The sequence below is a fragment of the Micromonospora saelicesensis genome (assembly GCF_900091575.1).
In the GTDB taxonomy this organism is placed as follows: domain Bacteria; phylum Actinomycetota; class Actinomycetes; order Mycobacteriales; family Micromonosporaceae; genus Micromonospora; species Micromonospora saelicesensis.
In genome coordinates, this window is the sequence record NZ_FMCR01000008.1 from 1 (window position 1) to 14,158 (window position 14,158).

At 73.4% G+C, this 14,158-nt stretch carries 12 protein-coding genes; 4 read left to right on the top strand and 8 right to left on the bottom strand.

The window, feature by feature from the left end; all coding sequences use genetic code 11:
* Positions 1 to 665: glutamine synthetase beta-grasp domain-containing protein (locus GA0070561_RS28455; protein WP_208603752.1), on the bottom strand; the 665-nt coding region annotated here is incomplete at its 3' end.
* 263 nt (positions 666 to 928) lie between these two features.
* Between GA0070561_RS28455 and GA0070561_RS28460 the strand changes: the two genes are divergently transcribed.
* Positions 929 to 1,327 (top strand): RDD family protein, encoded by a 399-nt coding sequence (locus tag GA0070561_RS28460; protein WP_091407418.1) that lies wholly within the window; start codon positions 929 to 931, stop codon positions 1,325 to 1,327.
* A 230-nt stretch (positions 1,328 to 1,557) separates the two neighbouring features.
* Here GA0070561_RS28460 and GA0070561_RS28465 read toward each other — a convergent pair whose 3' ends face one another.
* Positions 1,558 to 2,244 (bottom strand): DUF4191 domain-containing protein, encoded by a 687-nt coding sequence (locus GA0070561_RS28465; protein ID WP_091407420.1) that lies wholly within the window; start codon positions 2,242 to 2,244, stop codon positions 1,558 to 1,560.
* A gap of 207 nt (positions 2,245 to 2,451) precedes the next feature.
* Here GA0070561_RS28465 and GA0070561_RS33815 point away from each other — a divergent pair, with 207 nt between their 5' ends.
* Both GA0070561_RS33815 and GA0070561_RS28470 read left to right on the top strand, forming a co-directional pair.
* Positions 2,452 to 2,622: a hypothetical protein gene (locus GA0070561_RS33815; RefSeq protein WP_167362519.1), complete on the top strand. Its 171-nt coding sequence runs from the start codon at positions 2,452 to 2,454 to the stop codon at positions 2,620 to 2,622.
* Between the two features lie 203 nt (positions 2,623 to 2,825).
* Positions 2,826 to 5,720 (top strand): helix-turn-helix transcriptional regulator, encoded by a 2,895-nt coding sequence (locus tag GA0070561_RS28470; RefSeq protein WP_244166475.1) that lies wholly within the window; start codon positions 2,826 to 2,828, stop codon positions 5,718 to 5,720.
* Between the two features lie 65 nt (positions 5,721 to 5,785).
* Here GA0070561_RS28470 and GA0070561_RS28475 read toward each other — a convergent pair whose 3' ends face one another.
* Both GA0070561_RS28475 and lipA read right to left on the bottom strand, forming a co-directional pair.
* On the bottom strand, positions 5,786 to 7,498 hold the full coding sequence (locus GA0070561_RS28475; protein ID WP_091407422.1) for a hypothetical protein: 1,713 nt from the start codon (positions 7,496 to 7,498) through the stop codon (positions 5,786 to 5,788).
* Positions 7,499 to 7,551: 53 nt separating this feature from the next.
* On the bottom strand, positions 7,552 to 8,547 hold the full coding sequence (lipA, locus tag GA0070561_RS28480; protein WP_091407425.1) for a lipoyl synthase: 996 nt from the start codon (positions 8,545 to 8,547) through the stop codon (positions 7,552 to 7,554).
* 453 nt (positions 8,548 to 9,000) lie between these two features.
* Here lipA and aspS point away from each other — a divergent pair, with 453 nt between their 5' ends.
* Complete coding sequence (aspS, locus tag GA0070561_RS28485) at positions 9,001 to 10,287, top strand: aspartate--tRNA(Asn) ligase (protein WP_091407428.1); 1,287 nt, start codon at positions 9,001 to 9,003, stop codon at positions 10,285 to 10,287.
* Here the strand turns inward: aspS and GA0070561_RS28490 are convergent.
* The 4 genes from GA0070561_RS28490 to GA0070561_RS28505 all read right to left on the bottom strand — a co-directional run bounded on the left by GA0070561_RS28490 (position 10,277) and on the right by GA0070561_RS28505 (position 14,110).
* Positions 10,277 to 11,530, bottom strand: coding sequence for an RNA polymerase sigma factor (locus tag GA0070561_RS28490; RefSeq protein WP_091407431.1), 1,254 nt, complete (start codon positions 11,528 to 11,530; stop codon positions 10,277 to 10,279). The genes aspS and GA0070561_RS28490 overlap by 11 nt on opposite strands.
* Positions 11,531 to 11,534: 4 nt before the next feature.
* Positions 11,535 to 11,879, bottom strand: coding sequence for a YciI family protein (locus GA0070561_RS28495; protein WP_091407433.1), 345 nt, complete (start codon positions 11,877 to 11,879; stop codon positions 11,535 to 11,537).
* 157 nt (positions 11,880 to 12,036) lie between these two features.
* Positions 12,037 to 12,678, bottom strand: coding sequence for a lipoyl(octanoyl) transferase LipB (gene lipB / locus GA0070561_RS28500; protein WP_091407436.1), 642 nt, complete (start codon positions 12,676 to 12,678; stop codon positions 12,037 to 12,039).
* Between the two features lie 97 nt (positions 12,679 to 12,775).
* On the bottom strand, positions 12,776 to 14,110 hold the full coding sequence (locus tag GA0070561_RS28505) for a hypothetical protein (RefSeq protein ID WP_141710485.1): 1,335 nt from the start codon (positions 14,108 to 14,110) through the stop codon (positions 12,776 to 12,778).
* Positions 14,111 to 14,158: the final 48 nt, after the last annotated feature.

The following is a 14,158-nucleotide window of genomic DNA, read 5'->3' on the forward strand; positions in this document are numbered from 1 at the left end:
GACTGGCCGGCGGTGCCGACCTCGTGGTGTGAGCGTTCGACGTTGAAGCCGGTGTCGACGAGGCGGCGCACGATCGAGTCACGCAGGTCGGCGTAGTGGTCGACCGGCGGGACGGGGAAGTAGCCGCCCTTGTACGCGGTCTTGTAGCCGCGGTTGCCGCCGGGCTCTTCGCGGCCGGTGTTCCAGGCGCCCTCGATCGAGTCGATGTAGTAGAACGACTGGTGCGCCGAGGTTTCGTGGCGGATCGAGTCGAAGATGTAGAACTCCGCCTCGGCGCCGAAGTAGGCGGTGTCGGCGATGCCGCTGGCGGCGAGGTACGCCTCGGCCTTCTTCGCCACGTTGCGCGGGTCGCGGCTGTAGGCCTCGCGGGTGAACGGGTCGTGGATGAAGAAGTTCAGCGCGAGCGTCTTCTGCGCGCGGAACGGGTCGATGAACGCGGTGGCGACATCCGGGAGCAGGAGCATGTCCGACTCGTGGATCGCCTGGAAACCGCGGATCGACGAACCGTCGAACGCGAGGCCGTCGGTGAAGAGGTCGTCGTTGACGGACTCGACCGGCAGATTGAAGTGCTGCATCACGCCGGGCAGGTCACAGAAACGAACGTCGACGAACTTCACGTCCTCGTTCTTGAGGTATCGCAGCAGTTCCTCGGGATTGGCGAACACACATCCTCCTGGCACGTCCACGGGGTGGCTAGGCTTCTGGCGACGCTAGGGCCGGGGGGTTGCCCGGCCGTGTCTCCGTTGTTTCTGCCGTGTTACGTCCCTCGCGGAGCGTCAGCGACGCCCCGTTCCACGCCTCCGGCCCGCCAGGAACGCCGTACCGACTGTGCCAGTGTAATGACATCTGATCGCTTTAGCCTGAATCGGCACACAGCGGCGGCGGCACCCGGCAAGCCCTCATCCCGGCGCGGATACCCTTGACCGCTGTGACCAATCCGCACCTACCGGCAGCGCCGGCCACCGACCCCACCTTCACCGCGCCGAGCCTCGGTCGGCGGTTCGGGGCGCTGATCATCGACTGGGTGCTCTGCCTGCTGGTGTCCAACATCTTCGCCGACCCGGTACGCGACGGCTGGGCCCCGGTGCTGGTGCTTGTCCTGATGTACGGCATCTTCCTCGGCCTGTTCGCCCAGACGCCGGGCATGTACATCACCAAGATCCGTTGCGTGAACTGGCACGACGGTGGCCGGATCGGCGTGCTCCGGGGGCTGATCCGTGGACTGCTGCTGGCCCTCGTCGTCCCCGCGCTGATCATGGACGAGCACCGGCGCGGCCTGCACGACCGGATCGCCGGATCGGTCATCGTCGACGCCCCCCGCGGCTGACCAACCCTGCCAAGGCCGGTCCGGGGCCGCGCGAACCGCAAGATCGCACTCGATCCAGGATGTAGTGGCATCCGCCGCGTGCGAGGCCACTACATCCAGGATCGAGCACGATCATGGCGAGGGCGAGGGCGGCCGGAGGCGGGCGGCGCGTCAGGCGGGTGCACAAGAGGGTGTACGCGAAGGAGCCGGACCCGTGCGGGTCCGGCTCCTTTACGCGTACACCTGAGGGGTCAGCGGCCCCGCGACTGGCGGAAGGCGCCTGGCGGCCGCATGTTCTTCGGGATCGCGCCCTTGGGCATCTGTGGCCGGGCGGTGAGCGCCTTGAGTCGCTTGTCCAGCGAGTTGACGTCCTTGCCGGAGAGGGCGCGGGGCAGGCGCAGCAGCGTCGTCCGCAGCTTGCGGATCGGCAGTTCGCCCTCCTCCTGCCCGATCACGTAGTCGTGCAGGGGAGCGGAGCCGATCACCTTGGACAGCCGCCGCTTCTCCTGGCCGAGCAGGCCGCGCACCCGCTGCGGGTTGCCCTCGGCCAACAGGATCACGCCCGGGCGGCCGATCACCAGGTGGACCATGTCCATCTGGGTGGTCGAGCTGACCGCCGGGGTCACCCGCCAGTCGCCGCGCATGTTCTCCATGATCTGCGCCGCCGCGCCGGGTTGCCCCTCGGCGGCGTTCATCATCGCCTTGTTGGACCGCAGGTTGAGCACGATCAGCACCGCGAGCAGGACGAACAGGATGCCGATCGGGAGCCAGATCCAGCTCCAGAGGATGACCGCGACCACGGTGAGCGCGAGCGGGATGAGCACCGCTGCGGCGACCAGCGGCGCGAACCACCGGTCCTGCTTGGCGGTGAACTGGAACACCATCCCGATCTGCTTCAGCCGCTGGCCGAACGAGACCTTCTCCTGGGGCTTTGCCATGCCGCAGAGTCTAGTGGTCGCCGCCGGCCCGGTTGATCCGCGTCCGGGTGCTGGGGCAGCTGAGTACCTTACGTCGCCGTACGCGCCCGGAGCGGCCGGGTAAGGAGGCTGTGGGCGGGGAAGATGAGGCACCATGCCCATGCCCGGGTGGGGCCTTCGCGCGAAGAGTCGTCAGCAGAAGACGACGACCCCACGAAGGAGCCCGACATGTTCGGCAACGACGCAGATTTCCTGCTCACCCTGCACCGTACCCACGCCGCCGAGCTGCGCGCCGACGCGGCCGCGGACCGGCTGGCCCGGTCGCTGTCCCGGCCGGTGAGCCGCGGGTGGTTGGGCCGGCGCAGGCAGGCCGGTCGCACCGGCGACGCCCGCCGGTGACCGCGCCCAGCGCGGCTGCCACATCCACCACGGCCGCCGCGTCCACCGCGCTCAGCGCGGCTGCCACGTCCACGGCGCCCAGCGCGGCCGCCACGTCCACCGCACCGGTCGGGCTGGCTGCTCGACCCGATCCGACCCCGCCGCCCGGCCGCCGGCCGATCGGCGGGGCCGGCGGGGCGGGCCGCCATGGCATGCTCGAACACGTGACCGTACGCGCCGCCAGCTCCGTCCTCGTCGGGCGCCACCGCGAAACCGTGGCGCTGCGAGACGCGCTGGGCCGGGCGCGGGCCGGGGAGCCGACCACCGTGCTGGTCGGCGGCGAGGCGGGTGTGGGTAAGACCCGGCTGCTGGAGGAGTTCGCCGGCTGGGCCACCGACGGCGCGGCGCGGGTGCTCGTCGGCCAGTGCCTGGAGCTGGGCGAGGCGGGTCTGCCGTTCGCGCCGTTCGCCGCCGCGTTGCGGGCGGTGCTCCGCGCCGACGGCCCCGAGGTCTTCGCTGGCTACGAGGCGGAGTTCGCCCCGCTCCTGCCGGAGCTGGGCCGCGCCTCCGCGGCGCTGACCACCCCGCGTGCCGTCCCGCTCAGCGACGCCCCGCGCGGCTACCTGTTCGACCTGGTCGCCGAGCTGTTCCAGCGGCTGGCCGATGCTCGCCCGCTCGTCCTGATCATCGAGGACCTGCACTGGGCCGACCGTTCCACCCGCGACCTGATCGGCTTCCTCGTCCGGGCGGCGAGGCCGGGCCGGCTCCTGCTGGTCTGCACCTACCGCACTGACGAGTTGCAGCGCGGGCACCCGCTGCGCCCGTTCCTCGCCGAGCTGGACCGGGCCCGGGGTGTGGAGCGGATCGAGCTGGCTCGCCTGGACCGCGACGGCACCGCCGCGATCCTCGCCGACCTGCTCGGCGCCGAGCCGCTCGCCCGCGCCGTCGACGACGTCCACGACCGCACCCAGGGCAACCCCTTCTTCATCGAGGAGTTGGCCGTCGCCGGTGACCCGATCGGCTGCGCGGCGCTCCCCGAGACGCTGCGTGACCTGCTGCTGGCCCGGGTGGACCGGCTCCCCGAGCCGGCTCAGCGGGTGTTGCGGATCGCGGCCGCCGGCGGCACCCGCTTCGCCCATGACCTGCTCGCCGAGGTCGCCGGGCTGCCCGAGACCGAGCTGGAGGACGCGTTACGCGCCGCAGTCGCCGCCCAGTTGGTGGTGGCCGACCGGGACGGTGACTACGAGTTCCGACACGCGCTGGTCCGCGAGGCCGTACACGACGAGTTGCTGCCCGGTGAGCACGCCCGGCTGCACGCCCGCTTCGCCGCCGCCATCGAGGCCCAGCCGCATCTGGTCGCCGCCGGCCGCGCCCCGGCTGAGATCGCCCACCACTGGCACGCCGCCCACGACCACCCGCGCGCCCTCGTCGCCGCACGAGCCGCCGCGTGCGCCGCCGCCGACCGGTACGCGTACGCCGAGCAGCGCCGACTGCTGGAGCGGGCACTGGAGTTGTGGGAGCTGGTGCCGGATGCCGCCGACCTGCTCGGCATGGACCACCTGGCGTTGCTGGAGCAGACCCTGGACGCCGCGGTGACCGCCGGTGACTTCAGTCGGGCCATCACGCTGACCCGGGCCGGGCTGGCCGAGGTGGACGTCGACGCCGCGCCGCTGCGCGCCGCCCGCCTGCTGGACCAGCGTGGTCGACTGATGGCCCTGCTCGGCAAGAGCGACGGCAGCCGCGAGCTGGATGAGGCGTACCGGCTGGCGGCCGGTGGCCCGCCCGGCGCGGAGCGGGTCCGGCTGCTCGCCGACATCGCCACCCACCTGGTCAAGATCGACCCGCAGAAGGCGGCCCGGGTGGCAGCCGAGGCCGCCGCCGACGCCGAGGCGCTCGGTGAACACGTGGCGCTGCTGTCCACGCGGATCGCGCTGCTCTGTCACGGCGAGCGGGACCTGACCGGCGGGCTGGCCGAGCTGGGCCAGGCGGCCGCCGCCGCCCGTGCGGCGGGGGACGCGCCGACCCTGGTGCTCGCCATGGTGTTCGAGTCGGACATGCTCTGCGAGTTGGGCCGCTACGCCGAGTCCGCGCAGGCCGCCGAGGCCGGTGTGGCCGAGGCGCGACGGGTGGGGATCAGCCGCTCCACCGGGGCGTACCTGCTCTCCAACCGGGCCGAGGCGCTCATCGCGCTGGGCCGGTGGGACGAGGCCGAGGCGGTCTGCGCGGAGGCCGCCCGGATCGACCTGTCCGGTGTCACCGGTCTGCACTGGCTCCAGTTGGGCGCCGGGCTGCGGCTGGCCCGCGCCCATCCGGGCGCCGACGAGCTGGTCGACCGGGCGCTCACCTTCCTCAACCGGCCGTACCTGTGGCCGAACCACCGCCTGCCCCTGCACGAGCTGGCGATCGAGGCGGCGCTGGCCGCGGACGACAAGGTCGAGGCGGTACGGGCGGCCCGCGTCGCGGTGGCCGACGAGAGCCTGCCGCTGCTGCCCCGGGAGGGTTGGCCGGTGCTCAGCGCCGCCGCGCGTACCGCGGCCCGGGTGGGTGACCGGGAGTTGGCGGGCGCGGTGGCGGCGCTCGCCACCGACCTGCCGGCGCGGCACCCGGCGGCCCGTGGGCACGCCGCGCAGGTCACCGCGCTGCTCGCGGTCGGCGACCAGGCGCTGCCGGCGTGGCGTGCGGCGGTCGACGCGTGGCGGGCCGACGGGCAGCCCTACCCGTTGGGCAGGGCGCTGCTGGCGCTGGCCGAGGCGACCGCCGCAGCCGGGGAACGCGACGAGACGGCGGCGGCGGTCACCGAGGCCACCGAGATCGGCCGGCGGCTGGGTGCGACCCCGCTGGTCGAGGCGGCCGCCACCCTGGCGCGGCGGGTCGGCCTGCGCGGTGCCGGGGGCGGGGCCGGCGCGGACCTGCTGACCGCCCGGGAGCGGGAGGTGCTGCGCCTGGTCGCGGAGGGGCACAGCAACAGCCGGATCGCCGAGCGGTTGTTCATCTCACCGAAGACGGCAAGCGTGCACGTCTCCCGGATCATCGCGAAGCTGGGTGTGACCAACCGGGTGGAGGCCGCCGCCCTGGCCCACCGCCTCGGCCTGCTCACCGAGGCCCCCGCGACGCGCTGACGCGCGCACCGAAGCTCCCGCGCTGACGCGCACCGAGACCGTCGCGCTGACGTGGACCGCCGGGGTCAGCGCGGCAGGTAGATGCGCCAGCCCTCGATGGTGACCAGGTCGAGGCTGCCCGGCGCGACTCGCTGCCGCTCGTCGAGCACCTCCGCCAGCGGCGAGCCGGCCGGCGCGACCCAGGCCGGTGCCGCCGCGCTGTCCACCTCCCGTCGGTACGCGGGGTAGCGGTCGAAACCGGGGCGCAGTGTGTCGTCGACGACCGCGCAGACCACCTGCTCCGCGCTGGCGAAGGTGAGCCGGTTGCAGGTCCAGTAGCCGGCGCGCACGTGCCGTACGCCCAGTTGTTGCAGGGTGCCCACCAGCTCGGTGTGCCGGGCCTCGGCGGCCTGGGTCGCCGGGACGGTCTCCGCTGCCCGCCAGGTGGCGTGGGCGGCGGTGCCCAGCGTGGCGGCGAGCAACACCACAGCGACCGACCGGGCCAGCGTCGACCCGACACCGCGCCGGCCGATCGCCGCCGGGCGCAGCCCGTGCCGCGCCACCGTCCACACCGGCCAGAGCAGCGCCGGCAGGGAGATGAGCAGGCAGGACAGGTAGCGGGAACTCTCCACGGGGGTGAGCCCGGCGGAACTGCTCACTGTGTACGCGCCGAGGGTGGCCACCGCGGCCAGCACGAGCGCCAGCCGTGCCGCCGCCGCCACCCGAGGCGACACCGCGTCGGGGCCGACAGCGGCAGGGCCAGCAGGGCCGGGGATGCGCAGGGCCCGCCAGGCGGTGGCGGCGCCGATGGCCAGCAGCAGCGGCAGGGCGAGCGCCCACCACAGTTGCCAGGTGGCGCACTGGCCGGGAGCGCAGAAGCCCATGCCCAGTCCGGGGCCGAGGACCAGGCCGCCGTGCAGCCGGTCCGGCCAGCCCGCGCTGGCGTTGGCACCGCTGGCCGCGAGCACGGCGTGCAGCGGGTTGCGCCCGGTCAGCAGGCTGTGCAGCAGCAGTGGGGCCGCCCCCAGCGCGGCCGCCGCCCCGAGCAGCGCCCCGGCGGCACCCCACAGCTCCCGGCGGCAGAACACGACGAGGACCGCGCCGGTCGCCGCGACGTACGGCAGCACGAGCGGGTCGACCCAGAGCATCAGCCCGGCCAGGAACCCCCACGCGCCCCAGCGCGCCAGCCGCCGGCCGGGTCGCGCGGCGTCGGCCGTCCGCCCGCCGGGTCGCCCGGCATCGGCCGATCGCCGCCCCGGTCGACCGGTGGCGAGATCCACGGCGAGCAGGGCCAGCGCTGCCCCGGCCGCGTTCATCTCGGGGTAGCCGCCGCCGGCGATCAGCTGGTTTTTGACGATCCGGTCGGAACCGAGGGCCAGCAGCGTCACCACCAGCAGCCCGAACCACCGGTCCCCGGTCAGCCGCAGCGTCAACCGCCAGGCCAGCAGCAGGAACAGCGCGTACAGGGCCAGCGTGGGCAACCGCAGCCCGAGCAGCGACGGCCCACCGGCGAGGGCGAACACCGGCGCGGCCAGGTACGCCTCCAGCGTGCCCATGTACTGCTGGCCGTAGAACCAGACCGGGAAGCCCTCACCCCGGGCGATGTGCAGCGCGGCCAGCCCCATGGTGGCCTCGTCGCTGTTCGTCGGCGGGGCGGCGTGCAGCAGCAGCCAGAGCCGGTAACCCACCCCGGCGAGCACTGCCAACCCGGTGAGCCAACCGACCAGGCCGGGCCGTGCGCCGGGTCGCGGGCGGGGCGAGTCGGCGCCGCGCGGCTGCTCGCGTACGCCGACGGTCATCACAGGATCATGACACCCGGACGCCGAACGGCAGTGCGGCGCTGCCGGCGGAGTCAGCTGGCGGTGGCGACCGAGGCGGCGGCGCGGGCGTCGATGGCCTGCTTGTAGAGCCGGCCGGCCCGGTACGACGAACGCACCAGCGGCCCGCTCATCACCCCGGCGAAGCCGATCTCCTCGGCTTCCTCGCGCAGCTCCACGAACTCCTCCGGCTTGACCCAGCGGGTCACCGGGTGGTGCCGGGGCGAGGGGCGCAGGTACTGGGTGATGGTGATCAGCTCGCAGCCGGCCTCGTGCAGGTCGCGCAGCGCCTGCGAGACCTCGGCCCGCTCCTCGCCCATGCCCAGGATGAGGTTGCTCTTGGTGACCAGGCCGTCGGCGCGGGCCTGCCGGATCACGTCCAGCGAGCGGTCGTAGCGGAACGCCGGCCGGATGCGCTTGAAGATGCGCGGCACGGTCTCCACGTTGTGGGCCAGCACCTCGGGGCGGGAGCTGAAGACCTCGGCCAACTGCTCGGGGACGGCGTTGAAGTCCGGGATCAGCAGCTCGACGCCGCAGCCGGGCTGCAGGGCGTGGATCTGTCGGACGGTCTCGGCGTACAGCCAGGCGCCGCCGTCGGGCAGGTCGTCACGGGCGACACCGGTGATGGTGGCGTAACGCAGCCCCATCGAGACCACCGACTCGGCGACGCGACGCGGCTCGTCGGCGTCGAACTCGGCCGGCTTGCCGGTGTCGATCTGGCAGAAGTCGCAGCGCCGGGTGCACTGGTCACCACCGATGAGGAAGGTGGCCTCCCGGTCTTCCCAACACTCGTAGATGTTGGGGCAGCCGGCCTCCTGGCAGACGGTGTGCAGCCCTTCGCGCGAGACGAGCCCGCGCAGCTGGGTGTACTCCGGGCCCATCTTGGCCTTGACCTTGATCCATGGCGGTTTGCGCTCGATCGGCGTCTCGGCGTTACGCGCCTCGATCCGCAGCAGGCGCCGCCCCTCGGGGGCCGCCGTTGCGGTGCGCGCTGCCTGGCCGGTCGTCGGCGCGGAGTGCTCGATCGTCACGAAAATGAGCCTACGCCGGACGGCAGGTGTCTATGTGCGTCAGGCGACCGGCGTCACGCCCCGAACGTTGTGACGCCGGACACCGGGGTGTCGAAAATGTGCGTCACACGAGCGGGATTCGGGTGCTACGGTCTCCGCCAACAGCGACGACGGAGCCGAGTAGCCCCCGACCCGCCAGTGCAGAGAGCCGCCGGTGCTGAGAGGCGGTCTGGCACCGGGGTGCGAAGACCCTCCCGAGCTGCGGGAAGAACGGCCGCGGGTCCCCCGCGCCCAGTAGAGCCCGCCCGGCTGGCCCCGGTCATCAGGCGACGAACGAGGCCCCCGCTTCGGCGGGGGCGAAGGTGTGGTGGCACCGCGAGGTTCCCGCTCGCCCACACCTCCCTGGGGCTGATGCGACGCTTTCACCACCCCAGGGCGGCGAAGGCGTGGCGATCGACCGAGGAGCAGCCCGCCATGCAACGAACCCTGTCCCAGCAACTGCCCGCCAGGATCGGCACGACAGTGCGGATCGCCGGCTGGGTGCACCGCCGCCGACTGCTCAAGTCGGTGGCCTTCCTGATCGTGCGGGACGCCACCGGCCTGGCCCAGGTGGTCGTCACCGACCCGGCCGTCCGCGCCGAGCTGGAGAAACTCACCGAAGAGACGGTCGTCGAGGTCACCGCGACGGCCACCGCGAACGGCACGGCGCCCGCCGGGGTCGAGCTGACCGACCCGACGGTACGTCTCCTCGGGTCGCCCGCCGCACCACCACCGTTCGACCTGTACCGGCCGGCGCTCACCGCGAGCCTGCCCACCCAGCTCGACAACGCGCCCACCGCGCTGCGGCACCCCACCCGGTCGGCCGCGCTGCGGATCTCGGCCGCCGCGGTGGCCGGGTTCCGGGCGGCACTCGACGCCCAGGACTTCGTGGAGGTCCACACGCCGAAGGTGGTCAGCTCCAGCACCGAGAGCGGGGCGAACGTGTTCGCGCTGGACTGGTTCGGCCGACCCGCGTACCTGGCCCAGTCGCCGCAGTTCTACAAGCAGCTGATGGTTGGCGTCTTCGAACGTGTCTACGAGGTGGGGCCGGTCTTCCGGGCCGAACCGCACGACACCGTCCGGCACCTCGCCCAGTACACGTCGCTCGACGCGGAGCTGGGCTTCGTCACCGACCACCGGGACGTGATGGGCGTGCTGCGCGACACCGTGGCCGGGATGCTGGACACGGTGAGCGGCCGGGCCGGCAGCGCCCTGGCGACGCTCGGCGTCACGCCGCCGCAGGTGCCGGCGGAGATCCCGGCGGTGCACTTCACCGAGGCGCTGACGATCGCCGGCGCGCCGGCCGACGAGCCGGACCTCGCGCCCGCGCACGAACGGGCGCTGGGGGAGTGGGCCCGGCGCGAACACGTGTCGGACTTCCTCTTCGTCACCGGCTACCCGATGGCGAAGCGGCCCTTCTACACCCACCCGGACCCGGCGCGGCCCGCGTACTCGAACGGTTTCGACCTGCTCTTTCGGGGTCTGGAGCTGGTCACCGGCGGGCAGCGGCTGCACCGGCACGCCGACTACCTGGCGGCGTTGGCGGCCCGGGGTGAGCCGGTCGAGCCGTACGTCGGCTACCTGGACGCGTTCCGGCACGGGATGCCACCGCACGGTGGCTTCGCCATCGGCCTGGAACGGTTCGTGGCCCGGCTGGTCGGCGCGGCCAACATCCGGGAGGTCACCGCGTTCCCGCGTGACCTGCACCGCCTCACTCCCTGACGGAGGCGGGCCCACACTCGGCGAGCCGGTCGCGTAGCCGGGCCGCCTGCGGGTCGTTGAGGTCGAGCGCGAGTGCCGCCCGGTACGCCGTGGCGGCCTCGTCGGCTCGGCCGAGGCGGTACAGCAACTCGCCACGGGTGGCGTGGAACCACGGGTAGCCGGCCAGCCCGCCGATCGCGTCCACCAGCGGCAGCCCGGCGGCGGGGCCGTCGCGCTCGGCGACGGCCGCCGCCCGGTTCAGCCGTACCACCGGTGTGTCGTGCACGGTGAGCAGGACGTCGTACCAGGAGATCACCGCGTCCCACGGGGTCTGCTGGTACGACGGGGCGAGGGCGTGGCAGGCGGCGATGGCGGCCTGGACGACGTACCGGTCGGGATGGTCGGGGGTGCGACGCAGCCCCCGACCGACCAGGTCGACCCCGGCGGCGATCGCGGCCCGGTCCCAGCGCGTGCGGTCCTGCTCGGCCAGGAGCAGCGGTCGACCGTCGACGCCGGCCCGGGCAGCCCGCCGGGAGTCCTGCAACAGCAGCAGGGCCAAGAGGCCGAGCACTGTCGGTTCGTCAGGCATCAGCTCGACCAGCAACCGGGCGAGTCGAAGGCCCTCGTCGGCCAGCCCGACCCGGATCAGGTCGTCGCCGACGCCGGCCGCGTAACCCTCGTTGAAGATCAGATAGACGGTGGCGGCGACACCGGCCAGTCGTCCGGGCAACTCCTCAGCCGGCGGTATCCGGTAGGGGATGCCCGCCTGGGTGATCTTCTGTTTCGCCCGGGTGAGCCGCTTGGCCATCGTGGCCTCGGGCACCACCAGGGCGCGGGCCACCTCGGCGGTGGCCAGCCCGCCGATGGTACGCAGCGCCAGCGCCACCTGCGCGTCCAGTGACAGCGCCGGATGGCAGCAGGTGAAGACCAGTCTGAGCAGGTCGTCCCGGACCGCCTCGGGTGAGTCCGGCGCGGGGTCGAGCAGCGCCACGGCTTCGGACTCCTTCCCGGCGCGGCGGGCTTCCCGGCGGATCAGGTCGACCGCGCGTCGTCGCGCCACGACCAGCAGCCAGCCGCGCGGGTTGTCCGGCACGCCGTCACGCGGCCAGGTCTGCAGGGCGCGCAGCACCGCGTCCTGGGTGGCGTCCTCGGCCAGGTCGACGCTGCCGGTGACGCGGATCAGCGTGGCCAGGATCCGGGACCGTTCGGCCCGGACCACCTGTTGCGCCGCGTTGGCGGCGGTCTCCGCGTCACCAGTCAGCATCGGGTCACAGTGGAATGACGGGACGGACCTCGACCGCGCCGTTCCAGGCCGCGGGCATCGCCGCGACCGTCGCCACGGCCTCGTCCAGGTCCGCGCACTCCAGCAGGTAGAAGCCGGTCAGGGCTTCCTTGGTCTCGGCGTACGGGCCGTCGGTGGTGAGCACGTCACCGCCCTTGCCGCCGGAGACCCGCACCGTGGTCGCGGTGGCCGTCGGGTAGAGCGCGCTGCCGCCCCTGATCACCGCACGGGCGGCAGCACCGAACTCCCGGTACTCCGCCATCTCGTCAGCCTGTTCGGGGCTGCTCCAGTCGACGTCCGCGGTGTAGGTCAGCGCGATGTAGGTGGGCATGTCCGCTCCTCGCGTCCGGGCCGGGCGGTGGCCGCCGGCTCAGGTGTCGAGCCGGCGCTGGTCGCCGACTCCACCATAGGGACGATCGGTCGGACGCCCCACGGGACACTCGGTGCGGAATTTCTGGTCGGCGAACCCTGGGCCGCCGACGCGGCGCTCAGACCTCGACGAGGGTGGAGAGCCGGCGCTCGACCACCGGCAGCACGTCGGCGACGCTGACCGGGCGGCCCAGTTCGGCGGTGAGCGAGGTGACGCCCGCGTCCCGGATGCCGCAGGGCACGATCCGGTCGAAGTACGTGAGGTCGCAGTCGCAGTTGATCGAGAAGCCGTGCAGGGTGACGCCCCGGGCCACCCGGATGCCGATGGCCGCCACCTTGCGGGCCGGCCCCCGGTCGTCCTCGGGCACCCAGACCCCGCTGCGCCCCTCGACCCGCCCGGCGGTCAGCCCGAACTCGGCGCACACGTCGATGAGCAGCTCTTCGGTCCGGCGTACGTAGGCGACCACGTCCACCGGGTCGGGCAGGCGCAGGATCGGGTAACCGACGAGCTGCCCCGGCCCATGCCAGGTGATCTTGCCACCACGGTCCACGTCGACGACCGGAGTGCCGTCCATGGGCCGGTCCCACGGTTCGGTGCGCTTGCCCGCCGTGTAGACGCTCGGGTGCTCCAGCAGCAGCACGGTGTCCCCGCGCTCGCCAGCCACCACCGACTCGTGCAGGCGCCGCTGCTCGTCCCAGGCGGCCTGGTAGTCGAGCAGGCCGGCACGAACGGCCGTCAGGCCGGGGGTCGTCGTCGTCACGGCAACCAGCCTAGTCCCGTCAGAGGCGATCTTCCCTGGTGAGCCGCCTCACGAGGCCGTCGTCGTGCCGGTCGCGGCATCGCTCGGCGGCTCGTTGTCACGCCGGAGCAGGGACCGTGGCAGCGCGGTGGCGGCGGATCCTGCTGACGACGAGAGCGATCGCGAGCAGCGTCGGCACGGCCAGCGTCAGGTAGACCCAGAGCGGGGCGGCGAACGGTGACGGCCGGGGCTCCGGCCCACCGAACGCGGCCCGGGTCAGCAGGTCGCCCGGCACCATCAGGTCGGTCGACCCGACCGGCGTGGTCACCAGCACCTCGCGACCGCCGTCGGGCGACAGCGCGGCGAGGAAGGCCTGCCGGTCCGTGTCCTGCTCGGTCTCGCTGACATACCGCAGGATCGGGTCGTCTCCGCGCCAGCCGATGATCCCGCTGGCCGAGGTGCCGACCGGCAGCGCCTGGCCGGCCGCCTGACCGGTGGCCGTGTCCAGGAACTCGATTCGCCAGGTGCGCGCCGCCGTCTGCTCGGCCGTGCACCTGGGCCCGGCGCAGCCGTCGAAGGCGAGCAGCGCGAGCCGCCGGCCGTCGGGGTGCCAGGCGGCGGGGCCGGCCAGTATCCGCCGGTCGCCCAGGTCGACCTGCCAGCGAAGACCGCCGCCGGCCGGGTCGAGGACCACCAGTCGCTGGCGCTCGGCGAGCTGGGCAGGCACGTCCGGCGAGCCGGTGACCGCCACCAGGTCGCCACCGGGTGACCAGGCCGCCCCGTTGTGGGCGGCGAAGGTGCCGGCCGCGACCACCTGCTCGGTGCCCTGGTACGGGTCGACGACGAGCAGGTCGTCGGGCTTCTCCGGGTCGTTCAGCTGCTGGTTGTCCGGCCCGTAGCTGATCACTTGATCGTCGTTGCTGCGGGTGCCGAGCACGCTCCGCCCGTCCGGTGACCAGGCGAAAGGGTGCAGCCCGGGTTTCACTGTGCGGCGCTGCCGGCCGGTGGTGAGGTCCAGCAACTCGCCGGACTGCGGCCGCAGGTAGTGGCGCCCGTCGGGGGAGAGCAGCCCGTGCCCCTCGGCGATGCCGATCGGGATGAGCCGGTAGGCGCCGTCCCGCGCGACCAGCACCCCGGTCGACTCGAAATAGCGGGTGCGGTCGGTGAAGAACACCAGGGCGGCCGGACCGGCCGGGCGTTGCCCCACTGTGGCCTGCCACAACCACGGATCGCGCACCCGGCTCGGCACCACCCCGACCGTGCTGTCGGTGACAGTGCTCCCGCCGGCCGTGCTGTCGGTGACAATGCTGTTCGCGGCCGTGGCGGCTGGCGCGCTGAGCGCGACGCTGTTCGCGGCCGTGGCGGCTGGCGCGCTGAGCGCGCTGAGCGCGACGAGACCCAGCGCGAGCCCGACCACGGCGGCACGTCGCAATCGCCCACCGGTCAATCCCATCGGCCCATTAGACGCGACGGCGGTCGGTCGTGATGCCCCGGCCGGCCG

Bases quoted from the DNA above. Each gene is read 5' to 3' on its own strand.
- GA0070561_RS28465 (WP_091407420.1), bottom strand. From the start codon at position 2,244: ATGGCAAAGCCCCAGGAGAAGGTCTCGTTCGGCCAGCGGCTGAAGCAG.
- GA0070561_RS33815 (WP_167362519.1), top strand. From the start codon at position 2,452: ATGTTCGGCAACGACGCAGATTTCCTGCTCACCCTGCACCGTACCCAC.
- GA0070561_RS28475 (WP_091407422.1), bottom strand. From the start codon at position 7,498: ATGACCGTCGGCGTACGCGAGCAGCCGCGCGGCGCCGACTCGCCCCGC.
- aspS (WP_091407428.1), top strand. From the start codon at position 9,001: ATGCAACGAACCCTGTCCCAGCAACTGCCCGCCAGGATCGGCACGACA.
- GA0070561_RS28490 (WP_091407431.1), bottom strand. From the start codon at position 11,530: ATGCTGACTGGTGACGCGGAGACCGCCGCCAACGCGGCGCAACAGGTG.
- GA0070561_RS28495 (WP_091407433.1), bottom strand. From the start codon at position 11,879: ATGCCCACCTACATCGCGCTGACCTACACCGCGGACGTCGACTGGAGC.
- GA0070561_RS28505 (WP_141710485.1), bottom strand. From the start codon at position 14,110: ATGGGATTGACCGGTGGGCGATTGCGACGTGCCGCCGTGGTCGGGCTC.